At 66.2% G+C, this 18,327-nt stretch carries 18 protein-coding genes; 6 read left to right on the forward strand and 12 right to left on the reverse strand.

What is annotated here, in order from left to right:
• Positions 1–10 precede the first annotated feature (10 nt).
• Both KJP29_RS15525 and KJP29_RS15530 read left to right on the forward strand, forming a co-directional pair.
• Entirely contained in the window at positions 11–1,648 is a 1,638-nt protein-coding gene (locus KJP29_RS15525) for an FAD/NAD(P)-binding protein (protein ID WP_218464432.1), read from the forward strand.
• A 151-nt stretch (positions 1,649–1,799) separates the two neighbouring features.
• Complete coding sequence (locus KJP29_RS15530; protein ID WP_218464433.1) at positions 1,800–3,404, forward strand: phospholipase D-like domain-containing protein; 1,605 nt, start codon at positions 1,800–1,802, stop codon at positions 3,402–3,404.
• Here the strand turns inward: KJP29_RS15530 and KJP29_RS15535 are convergent, their stop codons facing one another.
• Entirely contained in the window at positions 3,405–4,559 is a 1,155-nt protein-coding gene (locus KJP29_RS15535) for an EAL domain-containing protein (RefSeq protein ID WP_218464434.1), read from the reverse strand.
• Between the two features lie 180 nt (positions 4,560–4,739).
• Between KJP29_RS15535 and KJP29_RS15540 the strand changes: the two genes are divergently transcribed.
• Both KJP29_RS15540 and KJP29_RS15545 read left to right on the forward strand, forming a co-directional pair.
• Positions 4,740–5,192: a YcgN family cysteine cluster protein gene (locus tag KJP29_RS15540; protein WP_218464435.1), complete on the forward strand. Its 453-nt coding sequence runs from the start codon at positions 4,740–4,742 to the stop codon at positions 5,190–5,192.
• Complete coding sequence (locus KJP29_RS15545; RefSeq protein ID WP_218464436.1) at positions 5,192–6,241, forward strand: low specificity L-threonine aldolase; 1,050 nt, start codon at positions 5,192–5,194, stop codon at positions 6,239–6,241. The genes KJP29_RS15540 and KJP29_RS15545 overlap by 1 nt, the downstream gene beginning before the upstream one ends.
• Before the next feature lie 9 nt (positions 6,242–6,250).
• Here KJP29_RS15545 and KJP29_RS15550 read toward each other — a convergent pair whose 3' ends face one another.
• Together KJP29_RS15550 and KJP29_RS15555 are read right to left on the reverse strand one after the other, a co-directional pair.
• The gene (locus KJP29_RS15550) at positions 6,251–7,066 is read right to left on the reverse strand and encodes an alpha/beta fold hydrolase (protein WP_218464437.1); all 816 of its coding nucleotides are present in this window, start codon (positions 7,064–7,066) and stop codon (positions 6,251–6,253) included.
• Positions 7,063–7,662, reverse strand: coding sequence for a 2-hydroxychromene-2-carboxylate isomerase (locus tag KJP29_RS15555; protein ID WP_218464438.1), 600 nt, complete (start codon positions 7,660–7,662; stop codon positions 7,063–7,065). The genes KJP29_RS15550 and KJP29_RS15555 overlap by 4 nt, the downstream gene beginning before the upstream one ends.
• Positions 7,663–7,854: 192 nt before the next feature.
• On the opposite strand from KJP29_RS15555, the gene KJP29_RS15560 reads away from it, so the two are divergent.
• Positions 7,855–8,868 carry a ribose-phosphate pyrophosphokinase gene (locus KJP29_RS15560; RefSeq protein ID WP_218464439.1) on the forward strand — a complete coding sequence of 338 codons (1,014 nt, stop codon included), beginning with the start codon at positions 7,855–7,857 and terminating at the stop codon, positions 8,866–8,868.
• A gap of 33 nt (positions 8,869–8,901) precedes the next feature.
• On the opposite strand, the gene KJP29_RS15565 is transcribed toward KJP29_RS15560, so the two are convergent.
• The 6 genes from KJP29_RS15565 to KJP29_RS15590 all read right to left on the reverse strand — a co-directional run bounded on the left by KJP29_RS15565 (position 8,902) and on the right by KJP29_RS15590 (position 14,622).
• Positions 8,902–9,462: a membrane integrity-associated transporter subunit PqiC gene (locus KJP29_RS15565; protein WP_218464440.1), complete on the reverse strand. Its 561-nt coding sequence runs from the start codon at positions 9,460–9,462 to the stop codon at positions 8,902–8,904.
• 1 nt (position 9,463) lies between these two features.
• On the reverse strand, positions 9,464–11,569 hold the full coding sequence (locus tag KJP29_RS15570; protein WP_218464441.1) for an intermembrane transport protein PqiB: 2,106 nt from the start codon (positions 11,567–11,569) through the stop codon (positions 9,464–9,466).
• Positions 11,566–12,225, reverse strand: coding sequence for a paraquat-inducible protein A (locus KJP29_RS15575; protein WP_218464442.1), 660 nt, complete (start codon positions 12,223–12,225; stop codon positions 11,566–11,568). The genes KJP29_RS15570 and KJP29_RS15575 overlap by 4 nt, the downstream gene beginning before the upstream one ends.
• Complete coding sequence (locus tag KJP29_RS15580) at positions 12,222–12,884, reverse strand: paraquat-inducible protein A (protein WP_218464443.1); 663 nt, start codon at positions 12,882–12,884, stop codon at positions 12,222–12,224. Before KJP29_RS15580 ends, KJP29_RS15575 begins: the two co-directional genes overlap by 4 nt.
• An 80-nt stretch (positions 12,885–12,964) precedes the next feature.
• Complete coding sequence (locus KJP29_RS15585) at positions 12,965–13,315, reverse strand: H-type lectin domain-containing protein (protein ID WP_218464444.1); 351 nt, start codon at positions 13,313–13,315, stop codon at positions 12,965–12,967.
• Positions 13,316–13,389: 74 nt separating this feature from the next.
• Entirely contained in the window at positions 13,390–14,622 is a 1,233-nt protein-coding gene (locus tag KJP29_RS15590) for a TCR/Tet family MFS transporter (RefSeq protein ID WP_218464445.1), read from the reverse strand.
• A gap of 133 nt (positions 14,623–14,755) precedes the next feature.
• On the opposite strand from KJP29_RS15590, the gene KJP29_RS15595 reads away from it, so the two are divergent.
• Complete coding sequence (locus tag KJP29_RS15595; RefSeq protein ID WP_370630880.1) at positions 14,756–15,454, forward strand: DUF1194 domain-containing protein; 699 nt, start codon at positions 14,756–14,758, stop codon at positions 15,452–15,454.
• A 65-nt stretch (positions 15,455–15,519) separates the two neighbouring features.
• On the opposite strand, the gene KJP29_RS15600 is transcribed toward KJP29_RS15595, so the two are convergent.
• Genes KJP29_RS15600 through KJP29_RS15610 form a run of 3 tightly spaced genes read right to left on the reverse strand, consistent with a single transcriptional unit; the run spans position 15,520 to position 18,326 of the window.
• Positions 15,520–15,930, reverse strand: coding sequence for a F0F1 ATP synthase subunit epsilon (locus KJP29_RS15600; RefSeq protein ID WP_218464446.1), 411 nt, complete (start codon positions 15,928–15,930; stop codon positions 15,520–15,522).
• Positions 15,931–15,981: 51 nt separating this feature from the next.
• On the reverse strand, positions 15,982–17,424 hold the full coding sequence (gene atpD / locus KJP29_RS15605; protein ID WP_218464447.1) for a F0F1 ATP synthase subunit beta: 1,443 nt from the start codon (positions 17,422–17,424) through the stop codon (positions 15,982–15,984).
• A gap of 20 nt (positions 17,425–17,444) precedes the next feature.
• Positions 17,445–18,326, reverse strand: a complete 882-nt coding sequence (locus KJP29_RS15610; protein ID WP_218464448.1) for a F0F1 ATP synthase subunit gamma — start codon at positions 18,324–18,326, stop codon at positions 17,445–17,447.
• Between the last annotated feature and the right edge of the window lies 1 nt (position 18,327).

Here is an 18,327-nt window from a genome sequence, read left to right on the forward strand (position 1 = left end):
GGAGGTGTGAATGGGGAGAACGGCATATCGCATCGCGGTGATCGGCGCGGGTCCGCGCGCCCTCGGCGCGTTGGAGGCGCTTGCCGAACGTCTGTCGGTAGCGGTCGAGGTGGACCTCTTCGACCCGATCCCCGACCCCGGCGCAGGACCGAACTTCGATCCGACCGAGACCTCGCTCTGTCTCCTGAACATACCCAACCGCGACATCGACCTGCGCCCCGCCAGTTTCGAGGGCGCGCGTGTCGGAAATTTCGACGGGGATCGCCCCGACACCTATCCCCCGCGTGCCGAACTTGGCGATTATCTCGAGGCCCGCTTTCGCGACCTTCTCGGCCACAGGCTGCTCGGCGTCACCCACCACCGGCGTGCCGTGACCGCACTGGACGCCCGGGGCGACGGATGGATCGTCACGGCGGGCACCGATCACGGCCCCTACGACGAAGTCCTCATGACCCCGGGCCAACCCGAGGTCACGCCGGACAAACAGCTCGCCCGCTGGCAGGACCATGCCACCAAGTCGCAAGGCACACTCATGCCAGCCTATCCCGCCCGCGCACTTCTGGAGTGGGCGGCGGACTGGGGCGGAAAGACCGTCGCGATCCGGGGGCTGGGCCTGTCCACGCTCGATGTGGTCCGTGTCCTCACGCTGGGACAGGGCGGCCGTTTCGAGGGCGGCACCTACCGCCCCTCCGGCCACGAACCAGCCCGCATCCTGCCCTTCTCGCTCGACGGTCACGCGCCCGCACCAAAGCCCGCGACAGCGGAGGTCGACGCGCAGTTCACTCCGACCGAGGACGAGACCGAGCGCTTCGCCCTGTCCCTCACCGCAAGCCTACGCGACGAGGACCCGCTTGCCACGCTTTGCCGGGCACTGGTGGCGCCGGTCGCTCGCATCACCGGGGAAGGCCGCGAGGAGATCGGCTCCTGGCTCGCCTCGGAACGCGACGCGCCTGGATCGCAGGAAACCCGGAGCCCCGTCGCCGCGCTCAAAGCCCATATTGCCGAGGCGGAAGGGGCGGCCCCCTCCATCGGTTACGCGACGGGTCAGCTCTGGCGCAAATGGCAGGACGTGATTCGGCAGGTCTATAACCCCGCCACCGTCAGCCCGCCCGTGGCCGAGGCGCTGGTCGGGTTCGACGAAGGGCTGAAGCGCTACTCCTACGGTCCTCCGGTCGGCTCCGCGCGTGAACTGCTCGGTCTCATCAAGGCCGGTATCGTCGACCTGCGCGCCGCCGACGACCCCGACATCCGGCTCGTGTCCCGGGGCTGGGAGCTTGACGATGGCGACGCCACCCTGACGGCGGACATCATGGTGGATGCGGTCCTGCCGGGACCTGATCTCGCCACGCTCTCGGGTCCCCTTTTCAAGTCTCTTCGCGAGCACGGGCGCCTTGTCCCCAAGGTCGACGGGCTTGGTGCGCTGACGCTGCCCGACGGGCAGTGCCTCGACCGCGCGCGGACTGTTCAACCGGGTCTGTGCCTGCTCGGACGCCTCGCCCTCGGCTCGGTCATCGCCGTCGACTCGCTGCACGATTGTTTCGGTGCCTCGACGGATCGCTGGGCGGACGGCGTGCTGGAACGCCTTCCGCGGCTCGCGGCGTCGCCGGATCGGCGCGCCACCCGGGACGCCGTGGACACGGGAGGGTGAGTCAGATCCGAGAGGGCGTTGGGAACTTCCGTCGCCACTCGCGACTTGTCCAGCAGATACCGCGCGCACGGCACTCGCCGCGCCGCCCGACGACGAAGACAAAGACCACCGAGAGAGACACAGAAGCGGTAGTGCACCGAAGATGAACGCCTTGACCGACACCAGACAAACCGCCGCGGTCACAGCCGCCGACAGGCCGGATCCCCCGCCCGGCGGGCTTGATGTGACCGACCTCCTGCCGGAACTGGACGGCCCGCCCCGGTTCCTGCTCACGGCGGCGGAAGCCTATCCGGCCTTCGAGGAAGCCGTGCTCGACGCGAAGGACGAGGTTCTGATCTCCATGCGCGTCTTCGATCCCGATACACCGCTCTACAGCCCCCGCGCAAAACGCATCGGCCATAGCTGGTCCGAACTGATCCGCAGGAAGCTCGATCAGGGTGTGCGGTTCGACATCACCATCACGGATTTCGACCCCGTCGCACGAGCCGACATCCACCGCTATTCGTGGGAGTGCCTCGCCCGTCTGCGCGCGGTCGCTGCCGCATCCAAACAGGCCGACCGTTTCGCCGCGCGCGTCCACATGCATCCGGCACGCGTGAGCTTCGGTCACCGGCTCGCCTTCATGTTCGTGTCTCGCGGCAAGCTGCGCACCGAATGCGACACGCTCAACCATCTCGACCGCCGCCTGCGGGCCGAGCGGCTGGCGCTGATGCCCGCGTTCAAGGCGCTGGTCCGGTCGCGCCCGGGCCGCGTGGTGCCCCGGCTCTGGCCGCCCGCCCCGCTGGTCCCTGCCACCCATCACCAGAAGATGGCGGTGGTCGACGGGAACTGGCTCTACATCGGCGGGCTCGACCTGAATGCGCGCCGCTATGACGACACCGAGCACGACCGCGCCAACGACGAGACCTGGCACGACATCCAGGTGGCGGTGACCGGGCCGATCGCCGGTGTGGCCCGCGATCACATCCTGGGGTTCCGCGAGTGGACGAATGGCGGCACGCCGCCGCCCTTCAACGGGCTTCTGCGCACCCTCTCCTGCGATTGCGGTCAGGGACACAGGGGCCTCTGCCCGCAAGAGGTGCTGCACGAGATCGAGGACGCCCACCTGCGGCTGATCCGGAACGCGCGCCGGTCCATCTATATCGAAACGCAATTCCTGCGCTCGTCGACCATCACCGACGCGCTGGTCGAAGCGGCCGGGCGGGAGCCCGACCTGAACCTCATCGTCATGCTTCCCGCTGCGCCCGAGGACGTGGCCTTCGGCGGGTCCGAGGACATGGACGCCAAATACGGCGAGCAACTGCAAAGCGAGGCGGTCGAGCGCCTGCGCGAGGCCTTTGGTCCGCGGGCCTTCTTCGGTGCGCCTGCCCAGCCCCGGACGCACTCATCCAACGGGCGCGACACGCATTTTGACGCGCCCATCATCTATATCCACGCGAAATGCCTCGTCGTCGACGAAACGGCGGCCATCGTCTCCTCTGCCAATCTCAACGGTCGTTCGATGCGTTGGGATACCGAAACCGGGCTCGTCTTTGCGGGCGCGGATGCGGCGCAGCTTTTCGACCGCTGCGCCCGGCACTGGTTTCCGAAAGGTCCCCCCGATGCACCTGGTCAAGCTCGGGCCTGGCACGACGCGGCGTCCGGGAACGCGGACCTCACGCCAGAGGACCGGCCTCATTTCGTGCTGCCCTACTCCGTCACGCCCGCGCGTGAGACCGGACAGAACATTCCCGGGATGCCAGAGGAAATGGTCTGATCAAGCGTTGGCAAGCCCAGTCTGCCGCTCCGGCACGCCGACGTGGTAGCCTTGGAGATAGCGCACCCCGATCCCGCGCAGCGCGTCGACCTGATCCTCCCGCTCGATCCCCTCGATGACCAGCATCGTGCCGGTTTCGTCGCAGTAGTTCTGCAGGAACTGGAGCAGCGCCACCGCATCGCCGTCCGCATCGATCCGTGCCGAGAGGCTCGCATCGACCTTCAGGATGTCGGGCTTCAGGTCGATGATGTGCCGGAGCGAGGTGAAGCCCGCGCCGGTATCGTCGATGGCGAGCTTCACCCCCCGCGACCGCATCCGGCTCACCGCGCGCGAAAGGGCCGCGTAATCGGTCACCGGCGCATGTTCGGTCAGTTCCACGATCAGGGGCTGACCCGCAACGCCCGACAGGAACTCGTCGAAGGCCCGCGTGCGCATCGTCGCTTCGGACAGGTTGACGGCTATGGGACCCGGGGCACGCGGCGCCGAGAAGACTGCCCGCGCGAAGGCAAGTTCCAATTCCGCCCCCATTCCGATCCCATGTGCCGCCGAGAGCAGGTCGGGGATCGTGACGCCGAGGCTCTCGTCCAGCCGCGTGAGCCCCTCGGCATAGATCACCTCTCCCGTTTCCACATCCCGCACGGGTTGGAACACCGGATGGAACCGGTGCCCCCGGATCACATCGGCCACGAACCCCCGCGTTTTCTGCCGGGCCGCTTCCTCGGCATGAAGGATATCGAGCCCGACGGTGATCAGCAAAGCGAAGTCGGCCAGCTTGGCGGCGATCTCGCCGGGCGGCGCGGATGGCTGCGCGCCTTGTCCCCCGAGCACCCCATAGAGCGAACCACCGGACATCATCACGGGAACGCCGAAGGCGGGTTGGCAATCCTCCATGGCGGACTGCGGTCCGACCTGTCCGGCAAAGACCACTGGGTGCGATCGGGCGGCCGCGCGGGTGACGGGGCACATCCCCGCCGCGCAGATCGAAAAGCGGTTGGCGGGGTCCGGACCTGTGGTCGACAGGGCCTCAATCCGCCGTTCACCGCCCGCGACCCGCGCCACGAATACGTGATCGAACCCGAGGTTTTCACGGATCCGGTCCAGATGCAGGTCCAGCTGCGCGCGGACTCCGTCCGCAACCGACGTGGCATGGAACATGGTGAAACGTCTCGCCGCACTTCGCTTGTTGCCCTGTCATATTAGACCCCGTCCGGCACCCGACAAGCGATTAATACCGCTATGGTTGTGTCAATTAACCTTTTAGACACCTATAGATGCAAATGCGCCGCAACCGCCCCACCCTTTCCTTTCCCCGCCGGGAGTGAAAGGTTGCCGCTCATGACGACTCGTCTCCGCCCGTCTTTCTGGACCCTCCCGCTCGAAGCCCTCACTCCCCAGGAGTGGGAGGCGCTTTGCGACGGCTGCGGGAAGTGCTGCCTGAACAAGCTCGAGGATGAGGACACCGGCGAGGTCGTCTTCACCTCTGTCGCCTGCCGCCTACTGGACGGGGAAACCTGCCGTTGCGCGCAATATGACATCCGGCTGCAATTCGTTCCCGAATGTATCGTTCTGAAGCCCCAGAACATGGGCGAGATCGCATATTTCATGCCCACATCCTGTGCCTATCGTCTGCGGTATGAGGGAAAGCCCTTGCAGGATTGGCACCCGCTGATCTCGGGCAACCCCGAAAGCGTTCATGAGGCGGGCGTGTCGGTGCGCGGCTGGACAACGCCCGAGTTCGAGGTCGATGAAGACGACTGGGAAGACTATGTGATCGAGGAGGAGCATTGATGTTTTTTGCATCCGACAACGCAGGCCCCGTCCACCCCAGGGTGCTCGAGGCCCTGACCCGGGCGAACGAAGGCTATGCCTCGGGCTACGGTGCCGACGACCTTACCACGCGGACCGTGACCCGCATTCGCGAGGTCTTCGAGGCCCCCGGGGCGGCGGTGTTCTTCGTCGCGACCGGGACCGCGGCCAACGCACTCGCGCTCGCCACCCTCGCCCAGCCCTTCCAGACCGTGTTCTGCACCGACGTCGCCCATATCCACGAAGACGAATGCAACGCGCCCGAGTTCTTCACCGGGGGAGCGAAGCTGACCCTCGTGCCCACCGACGACGGCCGCATGACGCCCGACGCCCTGCGCGCCGCAATCGAGGCAGAAGAAAGCCGGGGCATCCACGGCCCACAGCGGGGTCCGGTGTCGATCACCAACATCACCGAACGCGGCACACGCTACACCTCGGCCGATATCGCCGCGCTTGCCAAGGTCGCCCATGACCACGGCTTGCCCGTCCATCTGGACGGCGCGCGTTTCGCCAATGCGTTGGTGGCAGAAGGGTGCACGCCGGCCGAAATGACATGGAAAGCGGGCGTCGACGTGCTGAGCTTCGGCGGCACCAAGAACGGGCTTATGGGCGTGGAGGCGGTGATCCTCTTCGATCCGGCCCGCGCGCGAGAATTTGAATACCGGCGCAAGCGCGGCGGGCATCTGTTCTCGAAGCACCGCTATCTCACCGCCCAGATGGCCGCCTATCTCGAAGGCGACCTCTGGCTCGACCTTGCGCGTGCCGCCAACGCCGCCAACGCCCGCTTGACCCGTGCGCTCGGCCAGCTGCCCGAGGTCGATTTCCTTTATGAAACCGGCGGCAACATGACCTTCGCCTCCTGGAGCGCGGCCACCCACCGCCGTCTGTTCGAGGCGGGCGCGGTCTATTATCTCTGGGACGGCACGCTGGAGGGCGCGGCGGACGACGCCCGCCTTGGCGCGCGACTGGTGTGCGACTGGTCCATGACCGATGACGCCATCGACCGTTTCATCGAGGTGCTGCGGGGCTGAGCCACCGGCCTAGAGCTTCAGGAACGCCGCGATTTCGCCCGCCACGTTGTCGGGATGCGTGATCGGCGCCATATGCCCGGCCCCCGCGATCACCACGCGCTGCGTCTGCGGGATCGCGGCACAGATCACTTCATGCACCTCGCGCAGGCCCACAGGAGGATTGGCGCTTTCCAGAAGCAGGACGGGCTGCTTGACGCGGGCCAGCCGCTCGGGCGCGAAGATGCCCTCGGCGTCCACAGTGTTCGCCGGGCTTTCCGTCGGGATGAGGCCGATCTGCGCTGCAAGCCGCGCCTGCCGTTCGGGCGGCATCCGGTCGAAGGGCTGGGCCGCATTGGTGACGTCATTGAAAAGCCGGGCCGCGCCCATGCGGTCGCCGGCCTCGACCAATTCCCGCATCTTCGCGTTCAACTCCGCAACGGGGCCATAGGCCGGCCTGTCCTTGATCAGGGCATAGAGCACCGGTTCGATCAGGACCACCGAACGCACATGCTCGGGCCACTCCATCGCGAGCCGAAGCGCGACCGTCGCGCCCCAGCTGTGCCCGATCACGTCGGCCCGCCTGTCGATCAACGCGCCCGCGATCTCGGACGTCTTGGCAAGAAGGGCGGCCGCGTCCTGTCCTTGCCACGGGCCCGACCGGCCATGTCCGGGCCTGTCGAAGGCAGTCATCGACAGCTTGTCCAGAAAGGCGGACATGACCCCGAGCCAGGCCCCGGAATGGGCGAGCGAACAATGGATGAAGAGCGCGCGCCTTTGCCCGCCCCCCGCACGCGTCACATGGGTGGGAAAGCCGGCGATGATCTCGGTCGCGATGGTTTCGCTCACAACTCACCCGCAAGGTGACGCTCGAGCGTGTCCAATCGGTCCTGACCCCAGAAGAGCTCTTCGCCCTCCACGATCCAGGTCGGCGCTCCGAAGACGCGCGCGTTCACCGCGTCCTCGGTGTTTTTCGAGTAACCTTCCGCACCCGAGAACAGCCCCCGGTCGGCAATGCCCGGGTCAAAGCCGGCGGCTTCCAGGCAGGAGCGTATCACATCGTCCTCGGCGATGTTCTTTTCTTCGGCCCAACAGGCGGCGAGCAACCCCCGAACCAGACCCGCCATATCGCCGCCGCCGTCGGTTCCGGCCGTGATGATCGCATAGGAGGCCGGTGCCGGGTTGGTCGGGAAATGTGCGGGCTGCACATTGATCGGAAGGCCCGCCATCTTTGCCTGGCGGTCAAGGTCGCGAAGCCGGTAGGCCTTGCGCGAGGGATGCCGTTCGGGCAAGGGCGTGCCGCCCGTGCGCGGGAAGAGCCCGACGATATCGAAGGGTTTCCAGACGACCTCGGCGCCGTGCTTCGCGACGATGTCCGCAAACCTCGGCCCCGCGAGATAGCTGTAGGGTGAAATCGTCGAAAAGTAATACTCGATGCGTGCCATGCCGCCCTCCCCTTTGGTCCCCGAGCGCGAGGTTAACCGCCGTGACGCCCGAGGTGAAGGCAAGATCGCGGCTTCCCGGGTGCTCGCCACGAAAACCACCGCCTTTCTGTGGCCTTGGCGCAAGCCGAATGCTAAGGGGTCGCCAACCACGCTTTCGCGATTCCGTTACATGGACAGACGGGGACCCCTGCCATGCCGAACATCTCTGAACCGAAACTCATCTCGGGCAACGCCAACCTGCAACTCGCCGAGGCCGTCGCGCGCCGCATGTCGATACATCGCGGCTCGACCGTGAAGCTCGTCGATGCCCGCGTCGAACGGTTCAACGACGGCGAAGTCTTTGTCGAAGCGCATGAAAACGTGCGCGGCGAGGATATGTTCATCATCCAGTCGACCTCGAGTCCTGCCAATGACAACCTCATGGAACTCCTGATCATCGCCGACACGCTGCGCCGGTCGTCGGCCGGTCGCATCACCGCCGTCATCCCCTATTTCGGCTATGCCCGCCAGGACCGCCGCACCAAGGCCCGCACGCCGATCTCGGCCAAGCTCGTGGCCAACATGATCGCCCAGTCGGGCATCGAGCGGGTTCTGACCATGGACCTGCACGCCGCGCAGATCCAGGGCTTTTTCGACATCCCTGTCGACAACCTTTATGCGTCGCCGATCTTCGCGCTCGACGTGGCGCATCACTTCAAGGACCACCTGAGCGACGTGATGGTGATTTCGCCCGACGTCGGCGGCGTGGCCCGCGCGCGAGAGCTTGCCAAGCGGATCAACGCCCCGCTCGCCATCGTGGACAAACGCCGCGAAAAGGCGGGCGAAGTTGCCGAGATGACCGTGATCGGCGACGTGTCCGGCAAGCGCTGCATCATCGTGGACGACATCTGCGATACGGCCGGCACGCTCTGCAAAGCAGCCGACGTGCTGATGGAAAACGGCGCGGAGGAGGTCCACGCCTATATCACCCACGGCGTCATGTCCGGCCCGGCGGTCGAACGCGTCACGGCGAGCCAGCTCAAGTCCCTCGTCATCACCGATTCCATCGCGCCGACGGATGCCGTGGCCGGGGCCAAGAACATCCGCATCGTGCCCACGGCACCGATGTTCGCGCAGGCGATCCTGAACATCTGGGGCGGAACCAGCGTGTCCTCGCTCTTCGAGCACGCGACGCTGCAGCCGCTCTACGAGACACTCTACAACTGATCGGGTCTCGGGGCGCGCGACCTCCGTGGGTCTCTACCGGCTCAGGCTCTTCATGATCTGACCGGCAAGCTGCCCTGTTGCCGCGCTGGTCGCTCGCGCCACGGCGCCGGGCGTCGTATCCGCGAGCGGCACGGTGATGTCGAACCGTTCGATCCGCTCACGCACGACGCGGTCGTAGGACGAGATCGCGAATTGCCCGGTCAGGTGGAACATCCCGTCCGCCCGCGCCGCCATCTCGCTCACCCGCACATGGACCGCCGCCTGGGCTTCGGTCTCCAGCGGCCAGGGTTCGGCGGCGACGGTCGCGCTCGACTGCCGGTCCATCGTGTCGGCGAGCGCCATGGTCATCGCGCGCACCGGATCGTCGGCCCAGACCGCGTTCTTGATCGGAGCGAGCGCGCCGGTGCTGTCTTCGACAAGGATTTCGCTCTCCTCGGCATAGGCCGGAAGGGACACGTCGCGCACTTCTAGGGTGCCGACACCGATCCCGATCCGGCTTTCGGCGGCGGCAGGCGACGGGTCCACGAGGAACCGCGCGTCGGTCCCGCCACAGGCAGCCAGAAGCAGAAGGGCGAAGGGAAGAATTCGGGTCATGTCACCGTCCAAACAGCAGGGAGTTGGGGTTACGTTCGATCGCTCGGGCGAGCTTTGACAGGGCCTCGGCCGCCGCGCGCACTTCGCGCAGGCTCGCGACCGTTTCGCGGTTGAACTCGCTGTTGCCGGAATAGGAGGCCACGACGCGCTCGGCTTCGGCCACCACGCGTTCGATCCGCTCGGCAAGGCTCGGCAGGCGTCCGGCGGCCTCTTCCACCGCGGCGGCGGCATCGCTCGCGCTGGCCATGGCGGCATTGGCGTTGTCGATCAGGTCGCCCTCCCGGATGTCGGAGATGGCCGCGCGTGCTTCGTCGAGGGCGACCGAGAGCGATTCCGGCACCGCCTGCATCCCCGGCGACGATATGAGCTCGTCGGCGTCCTTGATGAACCCTTCCGCCGAGGCGAGGAACTCCTCGATGGGCAGCGCGGTAGCCTTCTGCGTGAGCGCCTGGAAATCCACCAGAAGCTGGGTCAGCTGGTCCGAAGCATCGGTCATGCCGTTCCCGAAGGTTGTCACGGCCCCGGCCGCCACTTCGATTTCCTGCAGGGCGGAGAGCACCTTCGACACGGCGTCAGCCGAGCGAAGCTGTTCGGTCACGGCGGTCAGTTCGACCACGGCATCGTTCAGAGCCTCCGGCAGGGCCTGCGCGCCTTCGCTCCCCACGATCCCGCGCGCTTCCTGCATGAGTGCGACGAATTCACCGGGCGCGTCGCGCAGGTCTCCGTCCGCCGTGAAGGTCTCGACCGCGGCCAGCGTCGCGATCACCTGTTCGATCAACTCCTCGACCGGAAGGTTGTCGACCCGGGCCAGCAGCCCCTCGGCGGTCGCGCCGAAGTCCGGCAGATCCGAAGCGATGGTCGGGATCGTCGGGGGCGTGTCGAGGTTGTATTCAAGCACGGCCTCCGCGCCCTCGTCGTCCTGCACGAGGTCGACGATCAACTGCTGGGAGAAGAGGCTTTGCCAGCCAAGCTGGGCGCGCAGCCCGCCCGCGACGGCACGCTGGAAGAAGTCGTAGACCGCCGCTTCGTCCGCGTCGGTATCGAGCCCCATGCGGTTGGGTGCGATCAGGAGCGTCGCGCGCAGCCGCACTTCCGGTGCACCGGGCTGTTCGACCACATAGGCGGTGATCGTGTCGACCGTCCCCACACGCACGCCCCGGTACATGACCTGCGAGCCGGGGATGAGGCCGGTGACGTTCTCGTCGAACTCGACCGAGAAGGCGACGCCGTTGTCCATGGTGTCGGCAAAGACCGACGACCGCGCCACCTGTTCATCCTCGAAAAGATCGAAACTCGCCCCATCGGCCACTTCGATCCCGCCCGAGAAGACGGTGTCGAAGGCAAGCCCGCCGCGCACGAGGTTCGCGACGGATCCGATCGACAGGTCGACCCCGCCCGGCCCCAGTCCCACCGAAATCCCTGATGTGACCCAGAACCGCGTCGCCGTGGTGAGGAGCTTGTCGTAAGGCTGCTCGATGAAGGCATCCACCACGACCCCGGTCGATCCCTCGACCAGGCGCGGCGTTTCGATCCGCCCGACCTCGATCCCGCGATAGGAAATCGGCGCGCCGGCGGTGATGTCGCTCGCGTCCGAGGCCCTGAGAACAATCCGAAGCCCCTCTTCGCCCGGCGAGATCAGCGGCGCATCGTCAAGGCCCACGAAGCTCTTGTGCGCGGCCCCTTCTTGCGGCGTGAATGAGACTTCGAGGTAGACGCCGGAGAGGACCGTGTTGAGCCCCTGCACCCCGGCGGCCGAGATTTGCGGCCTCACCACCCAGAACTGGGCATCGGGCGGCAGACTGTCGGCGATGGAGCGGTCCACCCGCACGTTGACGAGGATCGAGGAGAGGTCCTCGGTGAACGTGACGCGTTCGACAACCCCCACCACCACGTCGCGGTAGCGCAGCGTGCTTTCATCCGGCACGATGCCCTGCGCGTTGGTCAAGCGGATCTGGATGAGCGACCCGCGCTCGCTCCAGGTCTGGACTGCGACGAAGAGCGTGACCCCGAGCGCGATGAGCGGCACCGCCCAGATCAGGGACAGGTTGCGCCACTTCGTGCGCTTGCGGGGGCTGACGGTCATGTCGGAGGCGCCGTTGTCGCTCATGCGCGTGCCTCCCGACCGGCGGCATCTTCGTCCTGTTCGGCGTCGATCCAGAGCAGACGGTTGTCAAAACTGAGGGCGGCAATCATGGTAAAGATCACGGACAAGGCAAAACTCACAGCGGCGATTCCGGGTTTGATGGAGGCCGTCATGTCGAACTGCACGAGCGCGGCCAGAAGAGCAACGACGAAGACGTCCACCATGGACCAGCGGCCCACGAACTCCACGACCTCGAAGACCTGTTGCCGCCGATGGGCCGAGAGGCGCACGTCCCGACCGACCGAGGCGCAGAGCACGGCGATGGCCCCGAATTTGGCGAGCGGTATGATCACCGAGGCGAAGAAGACGACGAAGGCGATGAAGGCGTCGCCATGGGTGGCAAGCTCGACCACGCCGCCAAGGATGGTGCTGTCCGACGTGCGTCCGAAATTCGTGGTGATGAGCATGGGAAAGACGTTGGCCGGCACGTAGAAGACGAGCCCTGCGATGAGCCAGGCCCAGACGTTCTGAAGGCTCGCCCGATCCGGCGCGGCGATCCTTGCGCCGCAGCGGTCGCAGCGCCTCGTGCCCAGGGGACGCACGCGCCCGCACCGGCGGCACCCCGCAAGGCCGGCATCGGCGGCGGAGACGATCCCTGTGCTGTCGGCCAGCCCGCTCATGCCGCCCCTGCTCCTGCGCCGCGCGCCTCGATGGTCTTCCAGAGCGTCAGCCGGCTCATGAACAGATCCTTGAAGATCGTCACGATGACCAGCGCGATGAGGGCCCAGAAGGCCGGGCCCACCGTCACCGCGGCGAGACCCGCGATCTTGACCAGCGCGACGGCGACCCCGACGATGAAGACCTCTGCCATGGCCCAGGGCCGGGCCATCTCGGCGATGCGCATGGCGGGAACCGCATATCGGGCGGGCGCCTCGCCGATGGCCATGGGCCCGAGCACATAGATCAGCGCGAGGAAGCGGACCGTCGGAATCACGATGATGAGCGCGGCCAGCCCGATGACCAGCGGCTCGTTGAGCCCCCCGGCATAGGCCGCGATCGTATCGACCAGCGTCGCCGAACGCGACATGCCGACGACGCCCACCTCGATGAAGGGAAAGCTAACCGCCGCGATCAAGAGAATCTGCGCCGCGACGGAGAGCATGAGAAGCCGCGTCATCGCACGCCTGCGCGGCAGTTCCAGAACATTGCCGCAGCGCGGGCAGGAGCCGATTTCGCCCCAAGCCACGTCGCGGTCCCGAAGCAACGCGTCGCAGTTCGGGCAGGCGATCAGCTCGTCAAGCGCGTCCAGATGATGGGCTGTGGCAGCAGCGTGAGTCATGGGCCCAAACTGCCTGTTGCCGGCCCGGAAGGAAAGTGGATAAGGCGGTCTCGTCTCTGGCCAAATCGGATATGTTGCGCTCAGACGACCTCCCAGTCGTCTTCGTCCGGAACTTCGCCGAAGGCGATCCAGTCGGCCCTTATCCGGGCGACCCGCGTATCGCCCCAGGTATGGAACACGATCTCGAAATCCTTCGTGGTGACGTTGTCGGAGGATATGTCGATGCGCGAATTGGTTTCGGCGTCGATGTCCCACATGGACATGCCGACCATCACGGCGGGCGGCTTCACGAAAACCTCGGAAAACGGGACGAGCATGCGGATTTCCCGCTCGCCCTCGCCGGTCCACATGGCACCGTCCGTCACGAAGTCAGAGAAAAGGACCTGCGAGCCCCGGTCTATGCCCATCCGGTGGGTCCTTATGCGCCACATGAGCGGTCCTGCTTCCTGTTCCTGTCTCGCGCGGCCCAACTTGCCCAAAGGCGGAGCCCAGTGCAACCCGATCCCTAGGCCTGCGGGCTGGCGGTAGGTCCCGCCGGATGCCGCGGTCGGAGCGATGCCGCGATTGGGAGTGTCCCGGCCATGAGGAGCGCCGCAAAGAGGAACGGCGCGCCGGGCAGGAAGACCGCCGCCTCCGGCTGGGCGAAGGCGCGAAAGAGCGGCGTCATGATGATTGGCGCCGTGACCGCCGCCAGCGACCCGAGCGACGCGATCACGCCCTGAAGCGCGCCCTGCCGGTCCTCGGTCGTCAGGTTGGCCATGAGCCCCGTCGCCACGGGCGGCGTCATGTCGGAGAGGCAAGCCACCACGAGGATCGGAGCAACCATCCAGGCGGCGCCCGCCAGCCCGAACCCGATCGCGCCCAACACGCCCGTGACGAGCGCCACCATGAGCACGCGGTAGTCACCCAGCCACCGCAGGAGGCGCGGCAGGACCAGCGTTTGCGTCAGGGCCACGCCCACCCCATAGGCCGCGAGAGAGGCCCCGATCATCGTGGCCGACCAGTCGAACATCGCCCGCCCCCAGAAGGCCCAGAGCGTGGGATAGACCATGTTGGCGAACTCGAAGACGAAGAGCACCGCCAGCGGCCGGGCGACCCCAGGAAGCCGCCCGATCTTGGTGATCGTGGCGAAAGGGTTGGCATCGGTCGGGGTGAAGGGCCGGCGCTTTTCGGGGGCGAGGCTCTCGGGCAGGACGAAAAGGCCGAAAACCACGTTGAGCCCGGCGAGAGCGGCCGCCACCCAGAAGGGCGCGGTCACAGAGATGCCGGCCAGAAGTCCGCCAAGCGCCGGCCCCAGCACGAACCCGATCCCGAACGTCGCGCCGATCAACCCGAAGTTGGCCGCCCGGTCCTCGGGCGCGGAGATATCCGCGAGATAGGCGGTGGCGGTTATGTGTGTGGCCCCCGCGATCCCCGCGATGACACGCCCGATGACGAGGAGCCACAAGGTGCCGGCCAGTGCCATCAGCACATAGTCGAGCGCAAGCGCAAAGAGCGCGAAGAGCAGGACGGGCTTTCGACCGAAGGCATCCGACAGCGCACCCATGATGGGCGAGAACAGGAACTGCATCGCCGCATAGGCCGCCATGAGTACCCCGCCCCAGACCGCCCCGTTGGCCGCGCCGCCCGCCCCCACCCGGTCCATGAGATCCGGCATCAACGGGAAAATCAGCCCGATGCCGATGGCGTCGATCAGGATCGTGGCGAGGATGAACCAGACGGCAGGTTTCTTGTTCATGGGACGGGACCGGACAATGACGCGCAATCCATGTCCGCGCCTGTCCCATATGGCAAGGAAAACCGCGCAAGTTGCCTTTGGGGAACGCCCCCGCCACGTGCTAGGCTCGCCCCACGCGAAAGGACACTGCCCCGTGCCGAACAGGAGACACCGCCGCCCGCGCACGTTTGCGCTGGCCACCGCGCTGGCCGCGTTTCCCGCCAGCACCCAAGCCTGTTCGCTCGCGCTTGTCCTCGCGCTCGACGTGTCGGCCTCCATCGACCCGGCGGAATACGACCTTCAACAGGAGGGCCTCGCGCGCGCCCTGACCGATCCCGACGTGGTGGCCGCGATCGAGGGGACTGGCGGCATCTGGCTGTCCGTCTACGAATGGTCCGGCGCGCGACACCAATACGAACAGATCCCCTGGACCTGGGTCGATACCGCCGCAACCGTGGCTAAGGCGGCGTCGACCCTTCGTGACATGCGCCGCCGCGCCGACGATTTCCCGACCTCGCTGGGCTATGCACTGGGGTACGGGCTCATCACGCTCACCCGGGCCCCCGAGATCTGCGCACGCGCGGTCATCGACATTTCGTCCGACGGCGACAATAACGACGGCTTCCCTCCCGAAAGCGCCTATGACGCCCATGACCTTACCGGCGTGACGGTGAACGCCTTGGTCATCGAAGACGAGAACCCCGATCTCGCCGGTTATTACCGCGAAAACGTGATCCGTGGCGACGCGGCCTTTGTCGAAATCGCGCGCGACTATCAGGATTATGGCGAGGCGATGCGCCGCAAGCTCTTGCGGGAAATTGGCGCCTTGGCCTTCGCCGCTGCTGACCACTGAGGATGCCCAGAAACGAAAAACCCCGCGCGTTGCCGCACGGGGTTTCATAGCTTTGCAGCGGTCGCTTACTGGCGCGCCTGAAGGCCCAGTTCGCTTGCCACGAGGGCGATGTCGCCCACCTGCTTGGTGAGCTCGTCGAGCATCTCGGGCGTCGCGTTGTCGCGGGCGGCAACAGCGGAGGCAACGAATTCGTCGATCACCTCTTGCGTCACTTCACCTGCGGGCAGCGCGCGTTCGGCCAGCACCGTGGTGCCGGAGGGCGTCACTTCGGCAAAGCCCCCGGTCACGACGAATTTCTCGTCGGCACCGGCGCCCTGCACCGTCACGATACCGGGCCGCAAGGTCGCGATCACCGGCGCGTGGTTCGCCATCGCGGTGAAGTCGCCATCGGTGCCCGGGATCTGGACCGCCGTCGCTTCGACCGAGGCCAGACGGCGCTCGGGCGAGACGAGGTCGAATTGCATCATGTCAGCCATGGTTTGTCTCCTTGGTGGAGCCGCCCCCGGTCGAAACCGGGGGTAGACTGATTACGCAGCTTCCGCAGCCATACGCTCGGCTTTGGCTTTCACTTCCTCGATGCCGCCCACCATGTAGAAGGCGCCTTCGGGCAGGTGGTCGTATTCGCCGGCCACAACCGCCTTGAACGAGGCGATGGTTTCCTCGAGCGGCACCTGAACGCCGTCCGAACCGGTGAACACCTTGGCCACGTCGAAGGGCTGCGACAGGAAGCGCTGGATCTTGCGGGCCCGGGCCACGGTCAGCTTGTCCTCTTCCGACAGTTCGTCCATCCCGAGGATGGCGATGATGTCCTGCAGCGACTTGTAGCGCTGGAGGATACCCTGGACGTCACGCGCCACCTGGTAGTGCTCTTCGCCGATGATCTGCGGGTCCATGAGACGCGAGGTCGAGTCGAGCGGGTCCACGGCCGGGTAGATCCCGAGTTCCGAAATCGCGCGGCTGAGGTTGGTCGTGGCGTCGAGGTGGGCAAAGGTGGTTGCGGGCGCCGGGTCGGTAAGGTCGTCCGCGGGCACGTAAACGGCCTGGATCGAGGTGATCGAGCCAGCTTTGGTCGAGGTGATGCGTTCCTGCATCGCGCCCATGTCGGTGGCCAGCGTCGGCTGGTAGCCCACGGCGGACGGGATACGACCCAGAAGTGCCGACACTTCCGAACCTGCCTGCGTAAAGCGGAAGATGTTGTCGACGAAGAACAGAACGTCGGTGCCCGACTGGTCACGGAACTGCTCGGCCAGCGTCAGGCCGGTGAGCGCGACGCGGGCACGGGCCCCCGGAGGCTCGTTCATCTGGCCATAGACAAGCGCCACCTGCGATTCTTCGAGGTTGTCGGGCTTGATGACGTTGGATTCGATCATCTCGTGATAAAGATCGTTGCCTTCACGGGTCCGCTCACCCACACCGGCGAACACGGAGTAGCCCGAGTGCACCTTGGCGATGTTGTTGATCAGTTCCATGATGAGAACGGTCTTGCCCACGCCGGCACCGCCGAAGAGGCCGATCTTACCACCCTTCGAGTAGGGCGCGAGAAGGTCGATGACCTTGATGCCGGTCACGAGGATCTCGGTCCCGGTGGCCTGCTCGTCGAACTCGGGTGCGGGCTGGTGGATCGCGCGGCGCTCGGTCGCATTGACCGGGCCCTTTTCGTCCACCGGCTCGCCGATGACGTTGAGGATACGGCCCAGCGTCGCGTTGCCCACGGGCACCGAGATCGGCGCGCCCATGTCGGTCACGACCTGACCGCGCACGAGGCCCTCGGTCGCGTCCATCGCGATGGTGCGCACGGTGTTCTCGCCCAGGTGCTGCGACACTTCGAGCACGAGGCGGTTGCCGTTGTTGTCGGTTTCGAGCGCGTTCAAGATCGCCGGCAGGTGATCTTCGAACTGCACGTCCACGACGGCGCCGATGACCTGCGTCACCTTGCCCTTCGCGGCAGCTTTCGTCGGTGCTTTCGCCATGTTTCGTTTCTCCGGTTCTCTTAGAGCGCCTCAGCGCCCGAAATGATTTCGATCAGCTCGTTGGTGATGACAGCCTGACGCGAACGGTTGTATTCGATGGTCAGCCGGTCGATCATGTCGCCCGCGTTTCGGGTCGCGTTGTCCATCGCGGACATGCGCGCGCCCTGCTCCGACGCGCCGTTCTCGAGCAGTGCCGAGAAGATCGCCGTGGCCACGCCCGACGGCAGCAGCGTGGCGAGCACACCCTCTTCCGACGGTTCGTAGTCATAGACGAGATCTGCACCAGCGCTTTCCGTGGCCACATCGTCGAACTTGGCTGGGATGATCTGTTGCGCGGTCGGGACTTGCGTCACCACGTTCTCGAAGCGGTTGAAGAAGATCGTCGCCACGTCGAACTCGCCCGCGTCGAAGCGGTTCAGGACGTCCGCCGCGATGGATTGCGCATTCGTATAGGACACGTTCTTCACTTCCGACAGATCCACATGCCCGATGAAGAGCGATGCGTAGTCGCGACGAAGCTGCTCGCGGCCCTTCTTGCCGACCGTGAGGATCTTCACGGTCTTGCCAGCGGACTTGAGCTTTTCGATGTGGGTCCGAGCGAGTTTCACGATCGTCGAGTTGAAGCCCCCGCAGAGGCCCCGCTCGGCGGTCATCACGACGAGCAGATGCACCTCGTCCGAACCCGTCCCGCGCAGAAGCACGGGCGCGGCCTCGGAACCGGCGGCTGCCTTGGCGAGCCCGCCCAGAACGGCGTTGAACCGTTCCGTGTAGGGGCGCGACGCCTCGGCCGCTTCCTGTGCCCGCCGCAATTTCGCGGCGGCCACCATCTGCATGGCCTTGGTGATCTTCCGCGTCGACTTGACGCTTTCGATCCTGTTTTTCAGGTCCTTAAGACTTGGCATG

This window comes from Maritimibacter sp. DP1N21-5 (genome assembly GCF_019218295.1).
Taxonomy (GTDB): Bacteria; Pseudomonadota; Alphaproteobacteria; order Rhodobacterales; family Rhodobacteraceae; genus Maritimibacter.

Coding starts and splice junctions, on each gene's coding strand:
- KJP29_RS15540 (WP_218464435.1), top strand. CDS start 4,740: ATGACGACTCGTCTCCGCCCGTCTTTCTGGACCCTCCCGCTCGAAGCC.
- KJP29_RS15560 (WP_218464439.1), top strand. CDS start 7,855: ATGCCGAACATCTCTGAACCGAAACTCATCTCGGGCAACGCCAACCTG.
- KJP29_RS15610 (WP_218464448.1), bottom strand. CDS start 18,326: ATGCCAAGTCTTAAGGACCTGAAAAACAGGATCGAAAGCGTCAAGTCG.
- KJP29_RS15555 (WP_218464438.1), bottom strand. CDS start 7,662: ATGGCACGCATCGAGTATTACTTTTCGACGATTTCACCCTACAGCTAT.
- KJP29_RS15525 (WP_218464432.1), top strand. CDS start 11: ATGGGGAGAACGGCATATCGCATCGCGGTGATCGGCGCGGGTCCGCGC.
- KJP29_RS15590 (WP_218464445.1), bottom strand. CDS start 14,622: ATGAACAAGAAACCTGCCGTCTGGTTCATCCTCGCCACGATCCTGATC.
- KJP29_RS15535 (WP_218464434.1), bottom strand. CDS start 4,559: ATGTTCCATGCCACGTCGGTTGCGGACGGAGTCCGCGCGCAGCTGGAC.
- KJP29_RS15585 (WP_218464444.1), bottom strand. CDS start 13,315: ATGTGGCGCATAAGGACCCACCGGATGGGCATAGACCGGGGCTCGCAG.
- KJP29_RS15565 (WP_218464440.1), bottom strand. CDS start 9,462: ATGACCCGAATTCTTCCCTTCGCCCTTCTGCTTCTGGCTGCCTGTGGC.
- KJP29_RS15575 (WP_218464442.1), bottom strand. CDS start 12,225: ATGAGCGGGCTGGCCGACAGCACAGGGATCGTCTCCGCCGCCGATGCC.
- KJP29_RS15580 (WP_218464443.1), bottom strand. CDS start 12,884: ATGACTCACGCTGCTGCCACAGCCCATCATCTGGACGCGCTTGACGAG.
- KJP29_RS15600 (WP_218464446.1), bottom strand. CDS start 15,930: ATGGCTGACATGATGCAATTCGACCTCGTCTCGCCCGAGCGCCGTCTG.
- KJP29_RS15545 (WP_218464436.1), top strand. CDS start 5,192: ATGTTTTTTGCATCCGACAACGCAGGCCCCGTCCACCCCAGGGTGCTC.
- KJP29_RS15570 (WP_218464441.1), bottom strand. CDS start 11,569: ATGAGCGACAACGGCGCCTCCGACATGACCGTCAGCCCCCGCAAGCGC.
- atpD (WP_218464447.1), bottom strand. CDS start 17,424: ATGGCGAAAGCACCGACGAAAGCTGCCGCGAAGGGCAAGGTGACGCAG.